This window comes from Clostridioides sp. LIBA-6822 (assembly GCF_056688955.1).
This window is the reverse complement of sequence record NZ_CP196995.1, coordinates 3543703-3563685: the sequence shown is the minus strand read 5'-3', so window position 1 is coordinate 3563685 and position 19983 is coordinate 3543703. Positions and strand designations below refer to the sequence as shown.

The following is a 19983-nucleotide window of genomic DNA, read 5'->3' as shown; positions in this document are numbered from 1 at the left end:
GAAGGGGAGATAGTTATGAGCTATTTAAAAACAATGGTTGATGTTATGACTACTGAAATGAATGCCATAAAGTGTTTAATAGATGAAGCAGGTATTGAATATGAAAGTATAGTTAATGAAATTGCCAACTGTGAAGGTAAAGTAATTTTTATGGGAGTAGGTAAATCTGCACATATAGGCAAGAAATTGGCAGCTACATTTGCTAGCACTGGGACACCAAGTTTTTTTGTACATGCAACAGAGGCAGTACATGGAGATTTGGGAATGATTGAAAGTAAAGATATTACAATTTTAATCTCAAATAGTGGAAATTCTATGGAAGTAGTAAATTGTATAAAGTATGTTAAAGCAATAGGTTCTAAAACAATTGCATTTACTTCAAATAGAAATTCAGTATTGGCAAAAGAGTGTGATTATGCTTTAATATATCCTGCAAAGGATGAAGCAGACCACTTAAATTTAGCACCAACAACATCATCTACGATTACTTTAGTTTTAGGAGATTCTATTGCATGTGCATTATCTAAGAATAGTAACTTTGATTCAGCTGATTTTTATAAATATCATCCAGGAGGAAGCCTAGGAGAGAAATTAAAAGCAGCAAATAATGGTTAAAAGTAAAAAAGGAGAGTATGCTTTATGTTCAAAATGTTTAAAAAAAAATCAATAAAGTCACCCATATCAGGAAAAGTAATAGAATTATCTAAAATTCCAGATGCTGTATTTTCTCAAAAACTTATGGGAGAAGGTGTAGCTATAGATTCTACAGGAGATATTGTTTATGCACCAATTAATGGAAAGATAGCAGTAATAGCAGAGACTAAACATGCATTCGTGATAGAATTAGAAAATGGAATGGAGCTTCTTATTCATATTGGATTAGATACTGTAAATTTAAAAGGAGAAGGGTTTGAAGCATTAGTAAGTGTGGGTGAACAAGTAAAAGAAGGAACACCAATGTTGAAAATTAACCGTTCTTTGATTGAATCAAAGGGGATATCACTTATTACTCCAGTTACAATAACTAACTATTCAGAGTACAACATGAATACATATAATGTAGGTAATAGTGTTGAGGGTGGAAAAGATACTGTAATTGAGTTTAAATAAAAAACTAAGGTACAAGACTAGTATTTATAAATTTATGTTTTATAAGTTTAATTACATAGATTTGTTGAATAAAAAGGAATTCTTTAATTATTAATTGAGGAGTTCCTTTTGTTTTGTAAATATTAAATAGTTTTATGTATATAGAAAAATATTTAATGTTAAATAAGACAAATAAGTACTCATATAACTAATAATTTAGATATATTTGTTTAGATATATTGTTTTGTATATTGTAATTTAAAACTAATGAATAAGTAGATGTTGCAAACAAAAAATAAAAAAGTTGACTAAATAAATAAACTTTAATATAATATATCTATTAAAACTATAAACCATAGAGCGGAGGTAGAGGTATGAAAATTGAAAATCTTTCTATTAATGATATTAAACGAGGTTATGTATTTAATGATGAGTTAAATTGTTATACTTGCATTACATGTACAAAAACGTATGAAGTTGGAGAGATATACAGAATAGGTGATAGATTCTTTGAAGCTTCAAAAGCCATTGAATTACATATGGAATTAGAGCACAGTGATTATTTGGAAAAATTGATTAATGGTGATTCAAAGTACAACACACTGACTGAAAATCAAAAACACTTATTTCAATTATTCATTAGTGATTTACCAGATAAGGAAATTGCAAAAAAGATTGAAGTATCTACATCCACTATTCGCCATCAAAAATTTATGTTTAGAGAAAAAGCAAAACAAGCTAAACTATATTTAGCATTATATGAGTCTGTATTTGAAGAAAAACCTAATAGAGGTAGTACTATAGTACCAATACATGAACATGCTAGAATGGTTGATGAAAGATATGTAGTAACTGAAGAAGAGAGAAAACACATTTTAGAAACTTCATTTGAAAGTATGAACCCTCTAAAATTAAAAGTATTTTCCTCAAAGGAAAAGAAAAAGGTTGTAATTTTATCCAAGATTTTGGAACAATTTGAATATGGAAAGCAATACTCAGAAAAGGAAGTTAATAAGATTTTAGAATCAATATATAATGATTTTGCAACAATTAGAAGATACTTAATTGAATATGGTTTTATGAGTAGAAATAAAGAATGTACAAAGTATTGGTTAACATAATGATAATAGTAAAATCTACTAACATATAATGCTATTTTTACTTTGTTAATTATGGAAGGAGTTAAGTATGAATGATGAATTGAAATCTATTTTGCACAGTAAAGGTGTAGATATTGTTTGCTTTATTGATATATCTGAATTTCCAGCAAGTCAAACACATGGTTTTTCTAAAGCAATTTTATTTTGTATAGGATTATCAAAAAAATTCGTTACAGATATATATAATAACTTACCTACAGATAGTGATGATTTCTTAGAAAAAGAGGAAAAAGTAGAAGAGTTAGCTGATTGGATTTCAAAATATATTCAAGATAAAGGTTATAAAGCTTATTCTCAATCAGAAAAAAATAATCTAGAACATGGATATTCTGAAAAGGGTTATATTAATCCAACAATGCAATCTGGTATTAGTACTTTACCACATAAGACAATAGCAAATATTAGTGGTATTGGATTTATGGGGAAAAATAATTTGTTTGTAACTGAGGAATATGGTTGTGCTTTTAGTATGTGTACTGTACTTACAGATGCTCCAATTTCTGTTGAAAGATATCCTTTAATGGATTCGAAGTGTTTAGATTGTAATATTTGTGTAGAAAACTGTCCTGCAAAAGCTATACATGGAAATGAGTGGACTCTGCCAGGTAAAAGAGAGTCTCTTATTGATATTTCAAAGTGTTTTTGTGTATTGAAGTGTATAATGAGTTGTCCATGGTCATTAAGATATGCAAACCAGAAATAAGTCTACTAGATATTATGTTAAAATATATTAGAGCATAATTATATTAATAAGGAGGCTGAATATGATAGTAAGTGTGAGTAGGAGAACAGATATACCTGCTTTCTATAGTAAATGGTTTTTTAACAGACTTAAAGAAGGTTTTGTATATGTTATTAATCCAATGAATCCAAAGCAAGTTAGTAAGATAGAGTTAAATCCACATACTGTCGATTGTTTTGTATTTTGGACAAAGGATGCAACTCCAATGATACAGGATTTAAATAAATTAAAAGACTATAAATATTATTTTCACTATACTATAACATCATATGGCAAAGAAGTAGAAACACGAATTTCAGACAAACAAAAGATAATAGATTCATTTAAGGAACTATCTGGAAGAATAGGTAAAGAAAGAGTAATTTTGAGGTATGACCCAATTTTTCTAAGTGAAAAGTATACTGTAGATTACCATATTAAAGCATTTGAAAGGTTATGCAATCAACTTGATGGATTTACAGAAAAATGTATAATGAGTTTTATCGATTTGTATAAAAAAACAAAATTTAATACTAAGTCATTACATATAAAACCATTAGAAATTGCAGAAGTAGAAATGTTATCAAAAGAGCTTTCTAGGATTGCTCATAAATATGGTATAGTGCTTGAAATGTGTTCAGAGGGATACAATCTAAGAAAATTTGGGATTGAAGAAAGTAAGTGTATTGATGATAAGTTAATATCAAAAATCATAGGTAGTGAAGTAAAAGTAAAAAAAGATGATACACAAAGAGATGTTTGTGGGTGTGTCAAAAGTGTTGATATTGGGCAATACAATACTTGCAGACATTATTGTTTGTATTGTTATGCTAATTTCAATTATACCAAAGTAGAAGAAAACTATAGACTTTACAAAGAAGACAATAAATTACTTATAGGTACTTTAAGAGATGATGCTAAAATAACTACTAGAGATATGAAGAGTATTAAAGTAGATAAAAGTGAAAGTACACAAATTAACATGTTTGATTTAAAATAAATAAACAAATTACCTTAATATATTAAGGATATAGATACTTATAATAACAAAATTAAACTTAATAGATATTTTCTATATAAGAAAAATGGTCATAATATGTCAACTTGACCATTTTTTTGATATAATTAAAAATACAAATAACTTAGTAACAAAGGAGGTAGAATTTGAATTTTTTTAAAAAATATCCTATACCTATTGCAAGTTTGATTTTATCAATATTTACTTTAGGTAACTTATTACAATCTTATAGTGAACCATTACGTAATGTAATTGGATTTATAGGCTTTGTTTTGTATACAATTTACATAGTCAAAATAGTATTACTTAAAAAGGGTGTTAAAGAGCAATTAGAAAATCCCTTAATATCAAGTACATTTCCAACTATAACAATGGCAACGATGATATTTGCTACATATGTAAAACCATTATCTTTAGAATTAGGTATTGTAATTTGGAGCATCGGAGTTGTAGGTCATATTGTGTTGATAATCTTATTTAGTAAGAAATTCTTAGTTAAATTCTCAATAAAAGCAGTATTTCCATCTTGGTATATAGTCTATGTCGGGATAGTTGCAGCAAGTGTTACAGCACCAGCATTTAATCAGCTTTTAATAGGTAAAATTGCTTTTTGGATAGGATTTATATCTTATATAGTTCTTATACCAGTAGTTTTAAAAAGAGTGTGGATAATCAAGGAAATGCCTGAACCATCTTTACCAAGTATAGCTATATTAGCTGCACCAGGGTCATTACTATTGTCTGGATATATTAATTCTTTTTCAGATAAGAATAGTGTAATATTATACTTATTATTTATACTGTCAATTGTATTTTATATTATAGTTTTGGGGTATTTACCAAAATTATTAAGGTTGCCTTTTTATCCAAGTTTTGCTGCATTTACATTCCCTATGGCAATAAGTGCAATGGGCATGAAACTAATGAATGGTTATCTAACTAAATCAGGTCATCCTGTAAGTTGGATTTTATATGCTTTTAAACTAGAAGAGATAATAGCTACAGTGATTATTTTGTATGTTTTAGTTTTATTTATTATATATCTTAGTAAATCAGAAACTACATCTAAAGCTAAATAAAAATTATTAAATATACGTATTTAATAAAGATATTAATATCAATGAGTGAAAGTGATATGAATTTTAGAGACTTAATTTAGCTTAATTTTATTGGAGGATAAACAAATGAAAACAAAAGAGGAATATTTACAAGAGGTTAGAGAAATATCAGAAGAATACTTTAGAAAAGGAGAGTTTTTTTGTTCTGAAGCAGTTCTTCAAACAATAAATGATGCTTTAGGTCAACCTTTGAGTCCAGATATAACTAAGTTAGCATCAGGATTTCCAATAGGTCTTGGAAAATCACAATGTCTTTGTGGAGCAATATCTGGAGGTGAAATGGCTTTAGGTATTGTATATGGAAGAGTTCATGGTGAAACTATGAATCCAAAGATGTTTGAATATGCTAAAGATTTACATGATTATATTAAGAAAGAATATGGTGCAACATGTTGTAGAGTTATTACAAAGAAGTGGGATGGTGATAACTTTATGTCTCTTGAAAGAAAAGAACACTGTATTAAAATAACAGGTCAAGTCACAGAGTGGGTTGCAAATAAACTTGTTGAAGATGAAGAACTTAAGATTAAATAGAATTATAGTAGCCTGTAAATTTTAAAAACTAAATTTACAGGCTTTAATTATATAACTAATTTTAATAATACAATTAACTATAAATATATAAATAAAATTGTTCAAACAAATAAATAATTACTTTATAATACTCAACATAAGGACACCAAACATGATTAATATTATGCCAAGAGAAATAGAAAACCATTCTTTTTTATTTTTCTTCTCTTTAAAGAATATAATACCTCCTAAAGTGGCTACTATCACACAACTTTGGGAAATAGAAAAACTTATTGTAACCCCCAATGCATTAGTTGTTATAAACATACCTAAATTTGCTATTGACCACAATACTCCAGTAATTAAATTAAATGAAACATTTTTCTTATATACAATCTCTTTAGAAAAATACTTAACAATAATAAATGAAGTTATCAACATACCCACAGATTGAGGTAATATAATTCTATATCCTTCGATTGAAAATATTTGATTAGTTACAACGTATAATGCTAAAAATAAAGAAGATAATAATACAACTCCTACACATTTTAATATATTGTTATCAGTAGATTTTTTTGTTTGATAGTTTGTAAGAAGTATGCCAAGTACTATACATAATATCGATGAAGAGCCAATCAAGAACATTTTAGAACTAGTCCACTCATTAAATAAGAGTACAGCTAATAATGTTGTAAAAGTCAATTGTGAACCATTTGAAATCGGCATTACTTTAGATACACTAGTAATTTGAATTGCTTTAAACTGCATTAGCTGTCCTAAACCCCAGAATATCCCAGAAATCATACTTACAAAAAATGAAAAAAATGTAATTTCAGGACGCATAACCAAAGTTATTATAGTGGAAAATATAAACGCACTTATAGATGTACCTAAAAGTTGTTCATAAGGAGAACTTTTTTTTAGGTTTGCAACTATTGGCATCAGTCCCCATCCCATTACAGGAAGTAAAGCAATAATTATTGTCAGCATTAGGTTATTTCCTTTCATATTAAATTTAGACAGTTTTTAATTTATCATCTAAAATTAAAGTGTTCAATACATCAAAATTACCGTATTTAATAAGGAAATATTAGTAGTTTTTTAGAAAAACATTTTCCATTAAAATAAAAACAAAGGGAAGGAGTAAATTTGAAAATGTTAACTGATATGATTCAAAATCGTGAAATTAGAATAATAAAGTTTTTATTAAAAGAAGGTCATACAACTGTCAAAGAAATAGCAGATGATTTAGATGTTTCAGAAAAAACAGTTTCAAAATCTCTTAAAGAAGTAGAAGCAGTACTTAAAAAGATAGGTCTTTCTTTAGTTAGAAAACCCAAAATAGGTGTTTATATTGATGGAGATTTGAAAAAAATACTTCCTTACCTAGATAATAAAGGAAGTCAAATTCCTACAACTAGAGAGGAGAGAGTAATATATATATATTCAATTTTGTTAAAAAGCAATGATTATATTACTATACAACAAATTTCTGACGAATTATATATAAGTCGTGGAACTATTGAAAGAGATTTAGCTGAGGTTGAAAAATTACTAAAAAACGAAGGAGTTTCTATATATAAAAAACCTAGTAAAGGAATAAAGTTGGACATAAGTGAAAGAGATAAAAGGCAACTCACTGCTAAGTTTATACATAAATTTTGGAGCAGAAACTGGTATATTAAGCAAGAACAAGAAAGCTTTTATCAGGCATTTGAAAAAATACAAGCAGATGTAAATGGTATTTTTTCTGAAGATGATTTGTCTATAATTATTGATATTCTTAGGAATTTCAGCAAAGAAAGAGAGTTTGAGTTTTCTGATTATGAATTTCAGTCATTAGTTATCCATTTAGCCATAGCTGTAGAGAGGATTAGAAAAGGTGAGTATATAGAAGAAAGCTTGTATGTTGATAATATTGAAAATAATCAAGTGTTAAATACAAATTATTTGGCAAAACAACTAGAGCAAAAGTTTTCGATACTGTTGCCAAAATCTGAAATTGGATATATAAACTTACATCTAGTAGCAGCTGACCAACATAGAGATACTACTGAATTAAAGGATACTTCAGACAATCACTATGAGACAAATACAAATAATATCTCAAATCTTCGAGAAATTATTAAAAATACATTGTATGAGACAGCTTATGACAAAGATTTGATTGATGGACTAACTTCACATGTACATTCATCAATAAATAGATTGAAATACGGTCTTAGTATTAAAAATCCATATGTAAATACAATCAAGCAAAACTTTTCTTTATCATTTGAACAGGCTTTGGATTTAAAGAAAGTAATTGAATTTATATATGATATTAGGATAAATGATGATGAATGTGCTTATATAGCACTACATTTTGAAGCTTTTAGGGAAAGAATGAAAGAGCTTCCACAAAATGTTAGAGTAATTCTAGTATGTAGTACAGGACTAGGCTCATCTAGATTATTATCTGCAAGGATAAAAAAATACTTTCCTATGATAAAAATTGAGAAGATACTTTCTGTACAAGAATTAGTATCTAGTAAAATTGATGCAGATTTGGTGATAAGTACTATTTATTTAGAGTTAGAGGCTATTCCTACAATAATAGTTAGCCCTATTTTAAATGAAAGTGATATAAGAACATTGGAAAAAAATATACAAAATGTTTCAGAGAATACTTCTAAAAAATATAAATCTTTTAAAAACCTAATCTTTGAAGAAAATATTTTGTTAAATATTGAAGCTTTAAATTATGAAGATGTAATTAAATGTATAACAGATAATTTGATAAAAAAAGATTTTGCAAGAGATGGAATCGCTGAGAGTGCAATTGAGAGAGAAAATTTATCTTACACTTCTTTTCAATCTATAGCTACACCTCATGCTAATCCTAGTTATATTAAAAAATCTAATATATCTGTTGCAACTTTAAAAAATCCTATTACATGGGGAAATGAAAAAGTAGAAGTTATTTTCTTTATTTCATTAGAAAATGACAAAAACTTAGAGCTTGATGAAATATATGAAGTTTTTTATGACTTCATTGACAATAAAAAAAATATAGATGACATATTAAGTGCAACTTCACCAAAAGAAGTGTACGGTTTGCTAATGGAGGAGAATATATAGTGAAAATATCAGATGTATTAAAAAAAGAGCAAATTGTTTTTAATCTTGATACAACTACAAAAGAAGAAACAATAAAAGAATTAAGTAGTATATTTGTTAAAAATGGAATTGTAGATAACAAAGAAGAATATGTTAAGTCTGTGTTAGAAAGAGAAGAACATGCAACTACAGGTATTGGGAATGGTATTGCTATTCCTCATGGAAAAAGCGATGCTGTCAAGAAATCTTCTATAATATTTGCAAAAACTAAAAATAAGATTGAGTGGGACGCTTTAGATGAAAAACCAGTAGATAGTATTTTCTTACTGGCTATAAGTAACATTGATAAGGATAGTAATCATCTTGTATTATTATCTAAATTGGCTACTAAGCTTATGGATGATGATAATGTGGATGCATTAAAATTAGCTAATTCAGCACAAGAAATAATTAATATATTTAATGAAGGAGATATGTAGAAATGAAAAGAAAAATTATAGCAGTAACAGCATGTGCGACAGGAGTTGCACATACATATATGGCAGCACAAGCATTAAAGAAAGCTTCAAAAAAAATGGGGCACCTTATAAAAGTTGAAACACAAGGAGCTACAGGAATCGATAATGAATTAACTACAAAGGATGCACAAATTGCCGAAGTAGTAATATTTGCAGTAGATACTAAAGTTAGAAATGCTGAACGTTTTGAAGGAAAAGAAATATTAGAAGTACCAGTTAATGCACCTATAAAGGATGCAGAGAAAGTAATAAAGGATGCACTAAAGCTAATTGACAATAAATAAGTGGAGGGAAATACAATGTTAAAAAAGATAGTCTCTGAGTTAAAAAAGCATGTCTTAACAGGAATCTCATATATGATTCCATTAGTAATTGCAGGTGCTATGATAATGGCAATATCCCGTGTGGGTGGTTCTTTCTATAATATACCAGATATATGGGATGCTAAATATGCAGAAAGTGCTAGTAGTATTATCAGGCTATTGCATGACTTAGATGGTTTTGGAGGCACTGCTTTAGGATTAATGTTTCCTGTAATTGCTGCATTTATAGGATTTTCTATAGCTGATAAATTAGCTATTGTACCAGGTCTTGTTGGAGGTATGATTGCTAAAGATATAGGGGCAGGATTTTTAGGAGCTTTAGCAGTTGGTCTAATAGCAGGATACACATGTTTATTTATTAAAAATCATGTTAAACTACCAAAATCAGCAGCTTCAATAGTACCAATATTCATAGTACCAGTATTTGGTACGTTAATCACTGTTGTATTAATTAATTATGTGATAGGTATTCCTTTTGCTACATTAAATACTGGATTAGAAAATTGGTTAAATGGATTGTCAGGTACAAATCAGATATTAATGGCAGCTATTATTGGAGCTATGATGGCAGTTGACCTAGGTGGACCAGTTAATAAAGCAGCCTTAACAACATCACTTGCATTATTAACAAGTGGGATTTATGCACCTAATACTGCTGCTATGGTAGGAATTGTTATACCACCATTAGGATTGGGTCTTGCTACTATATTAGCAAAACAGAAGTATAATAAGCAGTTACGTGAAGCTGGTAAATCATCTCTTATAATGGGGTTAATTGGAGTAAGTGAAGGAGCTATTCCTTTTGCAGTAGAATCTCCATTGAAAGTAATACCTTCATGTGTGATTGGAACAGCAATTGCTTCAGCTATGGCAGTTGGTCTAGGTTCAGTAAATGCAACTCCAATTAGTGGATTTTATGGATGGTTTACAGTGGAGAACTGGCCAATGTATATATTATCAATAGCAGTTGGAACAGCAATTGTAGCAGGTCTAGTTATAGTATTACGTGGAAATCCAGTGATTGAAGATGATGAATTTGATGATGATGAATTTGATGAAGCAGAGTGGGAATCTTAAAATGTAATATTAATTTAAGAAGAGTTATAAATTGTATGTGAATTATATTCTTAAGATAAATCCTATACTCAATGAAGTATTAGAGATTGATTTTAGACTTAAATATTAAAGATAAGGAACAGAGGAGAGTAAATGATAAAAGCACACATTGTTAATCATACACATTGGGATAGAGAATGGTATTTTACTTCTGGAGACGCACTAGTACTTAGTGAACAACTATTTACAGATGTAATTGATGAACTAGAGCGCAATACAGATGTAAGTTTTGTACTTGATGGACAACTTTCTATTTTGGATGACTATGTACAACTACATAGAGAAAAAATAGAAATCATCAAAAAGCTAATAAAGGAAGATAGACTTCACATTGGACCATGGTTTACTCAAACAGATGCATTCTTTGCTAGAGGAGAGTCTATTTTAAGAAACTTAATGATTGGAATTTTTGAAAGTAAAAAATATGGTAAGTATATGAAAATTGGATATTTACCAGATACATTTGGGTTTAATGCACAGATGCCTGTATTATTAAAGCATGTAGGTCTTGATAATATATTCTTTTGGAGAGGCATACATCTTGGTAAACAGGTGCAATCACCATATTTCAAATGGAAAAGTCTAAATGATGAAAGTTACATATATGCTGTAAATATGCCACATGGATATGGAACAGGGATGCTTTTAGAGCCTTCATCAAAATATGTTAATGGACGTTTAGACCCTGCAATTGATTTTATCAAATCGTATAGTGATGTAGATGAGGTACTAATACCGTCAGGAAATGACCAGTTGAATATAATAGGTGATTTTAAAAACAAAGTTAAAGAGATTAATGATATTGGAAAATATTCATATATAATAAGCTCATATCAAGAGTTTTTGAAGTATGTAAAATCTATAGAATCACTAGAAAGTTACAGGGGTGAATTTAGAGAGCCAGTACTTGCAAGAATACATAAATCAATTGGTTCTAGTAGAATGGATATAAAACTAGCGTGTGATAAACTAGAAAATAAGCTAATTAAAAGGATAGAACCATTACTAGTAATTGCCAAAAAGAGTAAGATTGAAATAAGCAATCAGTTGTTGATAAATACATGGAAAAAACTTTTAGAAGGACAGGCACATGATAGTTTGGCTGGATGTGTAACTGATACTGTGACAGAGGATATTCTTCATCGTATAAGAGAAGCGAACGAAATATGTGATAGTATTGAAAATACTATTGTCAAAAAAATTTCGGAAGGGCTTAAATTATCTAAAAATGATATTTTAGTATTTAATACAGAAGCTAAAAGTTTTAATGGATATAAAGAGATACAGGTTGTAAGTGATAGTAAAAAAATTTGTTTTAAAGAGGATTTAGATGCCACTATAATTGAAGAAACTTATGTTAAATCGAGAGAAAATATATTAGAAGAGACACCTGCTGGTAATATATTTATTGAAGAGCCAGGTTATTATATATTAAAAGTAAGAATAAACATAAAGCTTCCCGCACTTGGGTATAAGGTTGTCAGTTTTGAATCAAGTGATAAGGAAATGTTAGTACTTAATGAATCTAATGATACCTTTATATCTAATGATAATTATAAGATAGTGTATGAAGATGGAAGTTTAAATTTAAAGCTTAAAGATGGCACTTATATATCAAACTTTTTAATATTAAAAGACAGTGCAAATGCAGGAGATACGTATGATTTTTCTCCATTAAAAGATGATAAGGATATCAAACTTTTATTTGATAAAGTATCTACAGAAAAAGCTTTAGGATATGAAAAAATAGTGGTTGAAGGTACTACTTTACTACCACTCACACTAGAAGATAGAAAAAATAAATATCTTAATGGAAAGTTAAATGTAAAAGCTAGTATTACCTTATCAAAAGAAAATCCATTAATGGATGTAAAACTTTGTGTTGATAATACAGTATATAATCATAGACTACGTGTTCATATAAAAACTAATATAAAAGATAATAAAAACATAGCATCACTACCATTTGGATATATAACAAGAGAAAATGGAGTTTTAAACAACTGGGAAGATATTTACAGTGAAATGCCTATAGATTTAGAGCCATTAGAAAGTAATATTACACTGACAAATCAAAACAGAAGTTGTACTGTATTTACTAGAGGAATAAAAGAATACCAACATGTTGAAGATGAAATTGCACTGACTTTACTTGCTACTACGGATGAATTAGGGAAGCCTGACTTATTATATAGACCAGGACGTGCTTCTGGTGATACGACTAAAAAAGGTCATATAAGAATTAAAACTGATAAAGCCCAAATTCTTAAAGAGGTAGAGTTCTCATTTGCAGTATACATGAATTCTAAACCATTTGATGAACTAGAAGTTGCAAGTTTAGCTCATAATTATCTACAAGAATGTGTAAATTATCAATTACAGGATTATAATTTCTTTTTATACCGTATAGATAATAAGATTCAAAAATCTATTGTTGAAAAATCTGTAAGTAGAGAATTGGAAATAATATCTTTACCAGAGAACTATCTTGTGTCAGCATGTTACCCTTCTTACTATAATAAAGAAAAATTTATAATAAGATTGGAAAATCCAACTAGTAAGAAAATAATATTAGATGAGCAAATATTTAAAAATAGAAACGGGAAAATAGTAAATGCAATAGAAGAATTACAAGAACAACAAGTGTATGAAATAGCACCTTTTGATTAAAAAATAGCTACGCACACTCGTGACTTTAGTCGTGAGTTAGTAGCTAAAGTAGTCAGCATATAGGGAAACTTATATGTAGAGATAGGATAGAACCTATCCAATACTACTTGAATTGCTGGAAACCCCTAAAGCTAACCAAACTAAAACATAAGGCTGAAATAAACCTAAGTGTGAAAGTTACGAAAGTAGAAAAAATTGGTTAGATGGTATAAGGTTAAACCCTAAGTACTTTAAAATGGGCAATCAGCAGGTAAGCTCCGAATAGGAGAAACTTCAACGACTATTCCTCTTGAGGGAAGTACACTACAAGCTATTGGTAGTGGAAGTGGGTAGACCTTAACGGATAATGCCGAAGGATAAGATATAGTCTGTGCTTGCATGAAAGTGTAAGAAGTTCATAAGAGAACTGCATAGGTAGTAGCGAACTTATGTGAACGGCAACCTCAAAAATGATAAAAGTTAGGACTTACGGTTCTTAAATATGTTATTTAGAAATAAATATAAAAACCTTCCAAATAATTGTTTTAAATAATTACGTTTGTTAATATTATAATGGGTGATGAAAAATAGAAGTTACTCGGATATGTATATTAATAATCATAAAAAACAATTAAAGTGAGGTGATAGTAGTGGAAAAAGCTTATAAGTTTAGAATGTATCCAAATAAAAAGCAACAAGAGTTAATTAACAAAACTTTTGGATGTTGTAGATTTGTATATAATAAGTATCTTGCTAAAAAAATAGAATTTTATGAAAACAATAAAGAAACTTTTACTTATAAACAGTGTAGTTCTGATTTGACCAATTTAAAAAGAGAATTAAAGTGGCTTAAAGAACCTGACAAATTTTCACTACAAAACACCTTAAAAGATTTAGAAAACGCATATAAAAAATTCTTTAAAGAAAATGCAGGATTTCCTAAATTTAAATCAAAGAAAACTAATAGGTTTTCATATAGAACTAACTTTACAAATGGAAACATTATGTACTGTGGTCAATATATAAAATTACCTAAACTTGGTATGGTTAAAGTAAGGGATAAACAAGGACCTCAAGGGAGAATACTTAATGCTACTGTATCTAAGGAGCCAAGTGGTAAATATTATGTATCATTATGCTGTACTGATATAGATATTGAAGCATTTGAAAATACTAATAGTAAGATAGGTTTAGATTTAGGAATTAAAGAATTTTGTATCTCAAGTTGTGGACAATTTATAGAAAATCCTAAGTATCTTCTAAAGTCATTAAACAAACTTGCTAAATTACAAAGAGAACTATCGAGAAAAACAATTGGTAGTTTAAATAGAAATAAAGCAAGATTAAAAGTTGCAAGACTTCAAGAACATATAGCTAATCAAAGGAAGGATTTTCTACAAAAACTATCTACTAAATTAATACGAGAGAATGATATTATTTGCATAGAGGATTTACAAGTAAAGAATATGACTAGAAATAGTAAACTATCTCGCTTAATTTCTGATGTGTCATGGTCAGAATTTGTTCATCAATTAGAATATAAAGCTAATTGGTATGGTAGACAAATTGTAAAGGTAGGTAAATTCTTTGCAAGTTCACAAATATGCAATAAATGTGGGTACAAAAACGAGGAAATGAAGAATTTAAGTATAAGAGAATGGATTTGTCCTTGTTGTAATGAAACTCACGATAGAGATATAAATGCAAGTATAAATATACTAAAAGAAGGATTAAAACTAATAAGAGTTTAAAATAAATAACTTATGTAAGAACCGTAGGAACTACGGGGATAGCCTGTGGAGAGTTTGTAAGACATATTTTAGTATGCAAAATTCTATGAAGCAGGAACCCTGTGACTTTAGTCATGGGAGGTTCAGGTTATTTCAATATTATTAGATTTATAAGTGAAAAATAAGTTTATCGTTTAAAGTCTGACTGATAGTAATTGGTCAGACTTTTTAATTTGCATAAATTTGGGTAAATATTAATGTATAAGTATAGTATTCTATATAAAATTTGTTAAACCAGATAAATAGTTTAACAGGATAAGTTGTTTAAACAAAGAACTATTATATTAGAGTAGTTTTATATGCAGTTTAGAATCAACAAAATTTTAATGAAATGAATTAAGGTATACTTTAATAACAATTATTCAATTTGATTTTATGATAAGTTCTATGTAGTTACAAAAAAGTGACCAATTGTGATATGTATATAAAACTGATATATTAATTACATAACACTTAAAATAATTTGTCTTAGGGATACATATAATAAAAATTTTAATTAAGTAAAGTTAGAAGTATACATAATATCTATAAACATACTGCTATAACAATTTACTTAATAATTAAAGAAAAGAGGAGAGTAAAATGTACAATATAGATGACATGATATATGATTGTCCAGTAGAAGCTTTATCAAGTATATTAGGTAAAAAGTGGGTAGCTATAATAATATGGGAGATACAAAAGGATAAAAAACGATTTGGAGAGTTACAAAGAGCTATACCAGAATGTAGTAAGAAAATGCTAACTCAACAATTAGATTTTTTAATTGAACAAGAAATTATAGTTAAGAAAAAAAGGCTGGTTAATAATATTGTAGAGTCAACCTATTTTTTAAGTGAGTCAGGATTACTATTGCTTCCTGTTATGGAAAAAATGATAATGTGGAGTAATAAAAACTTAAACTGTGATAAATAAATCTTAAAATTTTGTATGAGATTTAGAAGGATTCATTTAAATTATGAGTAAAAGGTATTAAAATTGAATGTTTTTAATCTAATTTTAGCATAGTGATAAAATTTTAATATTGGAAATAAAATAAGGAGGAATTTTAACTTGCAAAATGTAAATTTATTTTTAGTATTTATAGAAGGTATAGTGTCGTTCTTTTCACCATGTATATTGCCAATTTTGCCTATTTATTTGAGTATATTATCAAATAGTAGTGTAGAGAGTTTAAAAGAAGGAAAGACAAATTTTATAAGAAGTTCTCTATTTAAAAATACTATATTCTTTGCTCTTGGAATCTCGACAACATTTTTTATATTAGGTTCATCAGTAAGAGTATTGAGTATGTTCTTTAATGAGAATAAAGACTTAATAATGTTCATTGGTGGGATTATAATTATTATCATGGGCTTATTTTACATGGGAATAATTAAATCTTCAATATTGAATAGAGAAAAAAGATTTAATGTAAAGTTTAAAGAAATGAAAGCAATAACAGCTTTTATATTAGGTTTTACGTTTAGTTTTGGATGGACACCTTGTATTGGTCCAATACTAGCATCTGTATTAGTAATGGTTTCAAGTTCAAGCAATCATCTTAGTGCAAATCTTTTAATAGCAGTATACACTATTGGATTTATTTTGCCATTCATAATTACATCTATGTTTTATAGTAAATTATTTAAAACCATAGACAAGATAAAATCTAACATGGAGATTATTAAAAAAATAGGTGGGCTTATACTTATAGTATCAGGAATATTAATGATGGTAAATGGATTTGGAAGTATAAGCAAACATTTTAATATCCCACAAAATAGTAAAATTGAAAGTAATCAGGAAGATAATAAACAATCAAATTCTAAGGATAAAGAAGACAGTTCTAGTAGTAATGATGGTCAAAAAGACCCTAATGATGGAAATAATGAATCAGGGTCTAAAGATGAAGAGAGAATAAAGTCTATTGATTTTACTCTAATAGACCAATATGGTAAGACACATAAATTAAGTGATTATGAAGGTAAAGTTGTATTTTTGAATTTCTGGGCTACATGGTGTCCTCCATGTAAAGAAGAAATGCCTCACATAGAACAACTATATAAAGACTATAAGAAAAATAATGAAGATGTAGTGATTTTGGGAGTAGCTTCACCTAATTTGGGTAGAGAAGGTTCAAGAGAACATGTGGTTAAATTCTTAAAAGAAGAAGGGTATACCTTCCCAGTTGCACTTGATGAAGATGGAGCATTAGCATATCAATATGGAATTAATGCTTTTCCAACTACATTTATAATTGATAAGGAAGGATATGTAACTCAGTATATTCCAGGAGCTATGGATAAAGAGACTATGGCATCTTTTATTGAGAATCAAAGAAATAAATAGATTAAAATGTTTAAATATAAGGACTCAAATAAATTTAAGGTTACAAAAAAGTGCCTAATTGTACTACCTAGATAATCTTGTTATAGTAAAAGTATAAATAACACAAGAAGGGGTTGAAAATTATATGAAAAAAACATTTGATGCAATAATAATAGGATTTGGAAAAGGTGGAAAAACACTAGCAGGAGATTTGGCAAATAAAGGATTAAAAGTAGCTTTAATAGAAAAATCAAATAAGATGTATGGTGGAACATGTATAAATGTGGCATGTATACCAACTAAAAGCTTAGAAAATTCAGCAAACAGTATAAAAACAAAACATATAAGTTCTTGGGATGAAGCTCAAGTTGAATATGAGAAAGCTATAGATAAAAAAGAAACTTTAATTACAAAACTTAGAGAAGCTAACTATAATAAATTAAATTCAAATGAGAATGTAACTATATTCACAGGAATGGGAACTTTTATTGATGAAAATACAGTTCAAGTTAAAACTGAAAACGAAGTTTATGAGTTAGTAGCAGATAAGATATTTATTAATACTGGTTCAAGACCATTTATACCTAATATTAAAGGCGTGGAAAATAAGAATGTAGTATATGATAGTGAGTCTCTTATGAATCTAAGAACTCTACCTAAAAAAATGACAATCATAGGAGCTGGCTTTATAGGTCTAGAGTTTGCTGGTATTTACAGTTCATTTGGAGCAGAAGTTACAATATTAAATTCAAATAATGGTATTTTACCTAATGAAGATGTTGAAGATTCAGAAGAAATAATAAAACTACTTGAAAAGAGAAATGTAAAAATTATAAATAATGCAAAGATAAAAGAGATTAAAGAAGTTTCTAACTTAGCTATAGTAGAGTATGAAATAGAAGGTAAATTACAGGAATTAACAAGCGATATGATACTTGTAGCCACAGGAAGAAAGGCAAATACTGAGGGGTTAGGACTAGAAAATGCAGGTATAGAATTAAATGAAAGGGGATTTATTAAAGTATCAGATACTCTTAAGACTAACAAAGAGCATATATGGGCTATAGGAGATATAAATGGAGGTCCACAATTTACTTATATTTCACTAGATGACTATCGTATAATTATTAATCAATTATTTGGAGATAAGACTAGAAGCAATAGTGATAGAAAAAATATACCAAATTCTATATTTATAAGTCCAGCATTTTCAAGAGTTGGTCTTAATGTTAAACAAGCTAAGGAAAAAGGATATGAAGTATTAGTAGCAAAGATGCCAGTCGAAGCGATTCCAAGAGCTAAGCAGATTGGTAAGACAGATGGTTTTATAAAGATTGTGATTGATAAAAAATCAAATAAGATACTCGGAGCTACTATGATATGTGAAGATTCAAGTGAGATTATCCACTTAATTCAATTAGCCATAGATTTAGAAGTAGAGTACACATATTTAAGAGACCGTGTTTATGCACATCCAACTATGACAGAAGCCCTTAATGATATTTTATCTCCTAATATGATAAAGGAAGTATAACATAAATTTAATATATAAAGCCTAAAATTATCATTATAAATAGATTTTATAAAAGGGATACTATAATAAATTACTAATAGTATCCTTTTTGTATTGTAAAATTACAAATGTACTATAGAATTTATTATTTTGCATTATAAACTGGAATTAAACGGTATAATTTAAGTATTAGATAACTTAAATAGATAATGTAATAGTATCAAAAATATTTTAAAAGAGTAAGTTTATCATATTTAAGATATTAAGGCAATGTTTAAAATAGGGAGGTGAAATCATATGAATAAAGTATCTAAAAGAGGATTTGATGAGAGTGATAAGAGATGGTTTTCAAGTAATGAATTAATAAGACTTACAAAAGCGAAGGAAGAAATAGAATGGTTAATAAATAGGGGTTATAAAATAGACCCAGTTGTTACTTTTGTTGGAGATAGGTATCAGTTTTCCATAAGACAAAGAGATGCACTAAAAAGGGCAGTATGCACTGAAGAAAAAAATATAACAAGACAGTCAAAAAAACTTTCTCTAGATAAAATCAAAGAAGGGCTTATAAATATAGATGGTTTTAATTTGATAATAGCTATAGAAGTGGCATTATCTGGTGGAACTTTAGTAATAGGTAGTGATGGTAATATGAGAGACTTAGCAGGGCTTAGGGGGACATATAAGATTATAGATAAAACAGAAGAAGCCTTAAAGTTGATAGGAGACTTTTTTAATAAATACAATGCACAAAAAATTAGATTTTACCTAGATTCTCCAGTTTCTAATTCAGGAAATTTAAAGTATAAGATACTGGAATATGCTAAAATATGGGGAATTGAAACTGAGGTGGAGCTAGTAAAAAATGCAGATGTCGTATTAGAAAAATTAGATAGAGTAGTTAGTAGTGATGCAGTCATAGTTGATAAATGCATAAGCTATTTTAATGTCACTAGAGGTATAATTGAAGAATATATTAAGGATTGTAATATTGTAAATTTAAATAAATAGATAAATATAAATGAGAAAAGATAAGTTTGTAT

Annotated in this window: 18 protein-coding genes; 17 read left to right on the top strand and 1 reads right to left on the bottom strand. The window is 28.2% G+C overall.

Annotated features, from left to right (window positions below):
• The first annotated feature begins 15 nt into the window (after positions 1-15).
• From ACTG48_RS16930 to ACTG48_RS16900, 7 genes are all read left to right on the top strand, one after another.
• Entirely contained in the window at positions 16-615 is a 600-nt protein-coding gene (locus ACTG48_RS16930; protein WP_021386113.1) for a KpsF/GutQ family sugar-phosphate isomerase, read from the top strand.
• Positions 616-639: 24 nt separating this feature from the next.
• Positions 640-1110, top strand: a complete 471-nt coding sequence (locus tag ACTG48_RS16925) for a PTS sugar transporter subunit IIA (RefSeq protein WP_021386073.1) — start codon at positions 640-642, stop codon at positions 1108-1110.
• 353 nt (positions 1111-1463) lie between these two features.
• Positions 1464-2210, top strand: a complete 747-nt coding sequence (locus tag ACTG48_RS16920; protein WP_021385955.1) for a DUF2087 domain-containing protein — start codon at positions 1464-1466, stop codon at positions 2208-2210.
• Between the two features lie 67 nt (positions 2211-2277).
• Positions 2278-2952 (top strand): 4Fe-4S binding protein, encoded by a 675-nt coding sequence (locus ACTG48_RS16915; RefSeq protein ID WP_479917464.1) that lies wholly within the window; start codon positions 2278-2280, stop codon positions 2950-2952.
• A 61-nt stretch (positions 2953-3013) separates the two neighbouring features.
• Positions 3014-3970: a DUF1848 domain-containing protein gene (locus ACTG48_RS16910; RefSeq protein WP_479917463.1), complete on the top strand. Its 957-nt coding sequence runs from the start codon at positions 3014-3016 to the stop codon at positions 3968-3970.
• A 164-nt stretch (positions 3971-4134) separates the two neighbouring features.
• The gene (locus ACTG48_RS16905) at positions 4135-5067 is read left to right on the top strand and encodes a TDT family transporter (protein ID WP_021385991.1); all 933 of its coding nucleotides are present in this window, start codon (positions 4135-4137) and stop codon (positions 5065-5067) included.
• Positions 5068-5172: 105 nt separating this feature from the next.
• The gene (locus ACTG48_RS16900) at positions 5173-5640 is read left to right on the top strand and encodes a C-GCAxxG-C-C family protein (RefSeq protein WP_479917462.1); all 468 of its coding nucleotides are present in this window, start codon (positions 5173-5175) and stop codon (positions 5638-5640) included.
• 117 nt (positions 5641-5757) lie between these two features.
• On the opposite strand, the gene ACTG48_RS16895 is transcribed toward ACTG48_RS16900, so the two are convergent.
• On the bottom strand, positions 5758-6630 hold the full coding sequence (locus ACTG48_RS16895; protein ID WP_479917461.1) for a GRP family sugar transporter: 873 nt from the start codon (positions 6628-6630) through the stop codon (positions 5758-5760).
• Between the two features lie 147 nt (positions 6631-6777).
• On the opposite strand from ACTG48_RS16895, the gene ACTG48_RS16890 reads away from it, so the two are divergent.
• The 10 genes from ACTG48_RS16890 to ACTG48_RS16845 all read left to right on the top strand — a co-directional run bounded on the left by ACTG48_RS16890 (position 6778) and on the right by ACTG48_RS16845 (position 19951).
• Entirely contained in the window at positions 6778-8742 is a 1965-nt protein-coding gene (locus ACTG48_RS16890) for a BglG family transcription antiterminator (protein WP_479917460.1), read from the top strand.
• Entirely contained in the window at positions 8742-9200 is a 459-nt protein-coding gene (locus tag ACTG48_RS16885; protein WP_479917459.1) for a PTS sugar transporter subunit IIA, read from the top strand. Before ACTG48_RS16890 ends, ACTG48_RS16885 begins: the two co-directional genes overlap by 1 nt.
• A gap of 2 nt (positions 9201-9202) precedes the next feature.
• Positions 9203-9523, top strand: coding sequence for a PTS fructose transporter subunit IIB (locus ACTG48_RS16880; protein ID WP_479917458.1), 321 nt, complete (start codon positions 9203-9205; stop codon positions 9521-9523).
• Positions 9524-9538: 15 nt separating this feature from the next.
• The gene (locus tag ACTG48_RS16875; RefSeq protein ID WP_479917457.1) at positions 9539-10639 is read left to right on the top strand and encodes a PTS fructose transporter subunit IIC; all 1101 of its coding nucleotides are present in this window, start codon (positions 9539-9541) and stop codon (positions 10637-10639) included.
• Between the two features lie 132 nt (positions 10640-10771).
• A complete protein-coding gene (locus ACTG48_RS16870; protein WP_021386078.1) occupies positions 10772-13348 on the top strand; it encodes an alpha-mannosidase in 2577 nt (858 codons plus the stop codon).
• Between the two features lie 620 nt (positions 13349-13968).
• Positions 13969-15078, top strand: coding sequence for an IS200/IS605 family element RNA-guided endonuclease TnpB (gene tnpB / locus ACTG48_RS16865; protein WP_479917456.1), 1110 nt, complete (start codon positions 13969-13971; stop codon positions 15076-15078).
• 621 nt (positions 15079-15699) lie between these two features.
• Positions 15700-16032 (top strand): winged helix-turn-helix transcriptional regulator, encoded by a 333-nt coding sequence (locus ACTG48_RS16860; RefSeq protein WP_021385918.1) that lies wholly within the window; start codon positions 15700-15702, stop codon positions 16030-16032.
• A gap of 138 nt (positions 16033-16170) precedes the next feature.
• Positions 16171-17448, top strand: a complete 1278-nt coding sequence (locus tag ACTG48_RS16855) for a cytochrome c biogenesis protein/redoxin (RefSeq protein ID WP_479917455.1) — start codon at positions 16171-16173, stop codon at positions 17446-17448.
• 124 nt (positions 17449-17572) lie between these two features.
• Positions 17573-18961, top strand: coding sequence for a dihydrolipoyl dehydrogenase family protein (locus ACTG48_RS16850; RefSeq protein WP_479917454.1), 1389 nt, complete (start codon positions 17573-17575; stop codon positions 18959-18961).
• 276 nt (positions 18962-19237) lie between these two features.
• Positions 19238-19951 carry a DUF434 domain-containing protein gene (locus ACTG48_RS16845; RefSeq protein WP_044213903.1) on the top strand — a complete coding sequence of 238 codons (714 nt, stop codon included), beginning with the start codon at positions 19238-19240 and terminating at the stop codon, positions 19949-19951.
• Positions 19952-19983: the final 32 nt, after the last annotated feature.

Coding starts and splice junctions, on each gene's coding strand:
- ACTG48_RS16930 (WP_021386113.1), top strand. CDS start 16: ATGAGCTATTTAAAAACAATGGTTGATGTTATGACTACTGAAATGAAT.
- ACTG48_RS16925 (WP_021386073.1), top strand. CDS start 640: ATGTTCAAAATGTTTAAAAAAAAATCAATAAAGTCACCCATATCAGGA.
- ACTG48_RS16920 (WP_021385955.1), top strand. CDS start 1,464: ATGAAAATTGAAAATCTTTCTATTAATGATATTAAACGAGGTTATGTA.
- ACTG48_RS16915 (WP_479917464.1), top strand. CDS start 2,278: ATGAATGATGAATTGAAATCTATTTTGCACAGTAAAGGTGTAGATATT.
- ACTG48_RS16910 (WP_479917463.1), top strand. CDS start 3,014: ATGATAGTAAGTGTGAGTAGGAGAACAGATATACCTGCTTTCTATAGT.
- ACTG48_RS16900 (WP_479917462.1), top strand. CDS start 5,173: ATGAAAACAAAAGAGGAATATTTACAAGAGGTTAGAGAAATATCAGAA.
- ACTG48_RS16895 (WP_479917461.1), bottom strand. CDS start 6,630: ATGAAAGGAAATAACCTAATGCTGACAATAATTATTGCTTTACTTCCT.
- ACTG48_RS16890 (WP_479917460.1), top strand. CDS start 6,778: ATGTTAACTGATATGATTCAAAATCGTGAAATTAGAATAATAAAGTTT.
- ACTG48_RS16880 (WP_479917458.1), top strand. CDS start 9,203: ATGAAAAGAAAAATTATAGCAGTAACAGCATGTGCGACAGGAGTTGCA.
- ACTG48_RS16875 (WP_479917457.1), top strand. CDS start 9,539: ATGTTAAAAAAGATAGTCTCTGAGTTAAAAAAGCATGTCTTAACAGGA.
- ACTG48_RS16870 (WP_021386078.1), top strand. CDS start 10,772: ATGATAAAAGCACACATTGTTAATCATACACATTGGGATAGAGAATGG.
- ACTG48_RS16860 (WP_021385918.1), top strand. CDS start 15,700: ATGTACAATATAGATGACATGATATATGATTGTCCAGTAGAAGCTTTA.
- ACTG48_RS16850 (WP_479917454.1), top strand. CDS start 17,573: ATGAAAAAAACATTTGATGCAATAATAATAGGATTTGGAAAAGGTGGA.
- ACTG48_RS16845 (WP_044213903.1), top strand. CDS start 19,238: ATGAATAAAGTATCTAAAAGAGGATTTGATGAGAGTGATAAGAGATGG.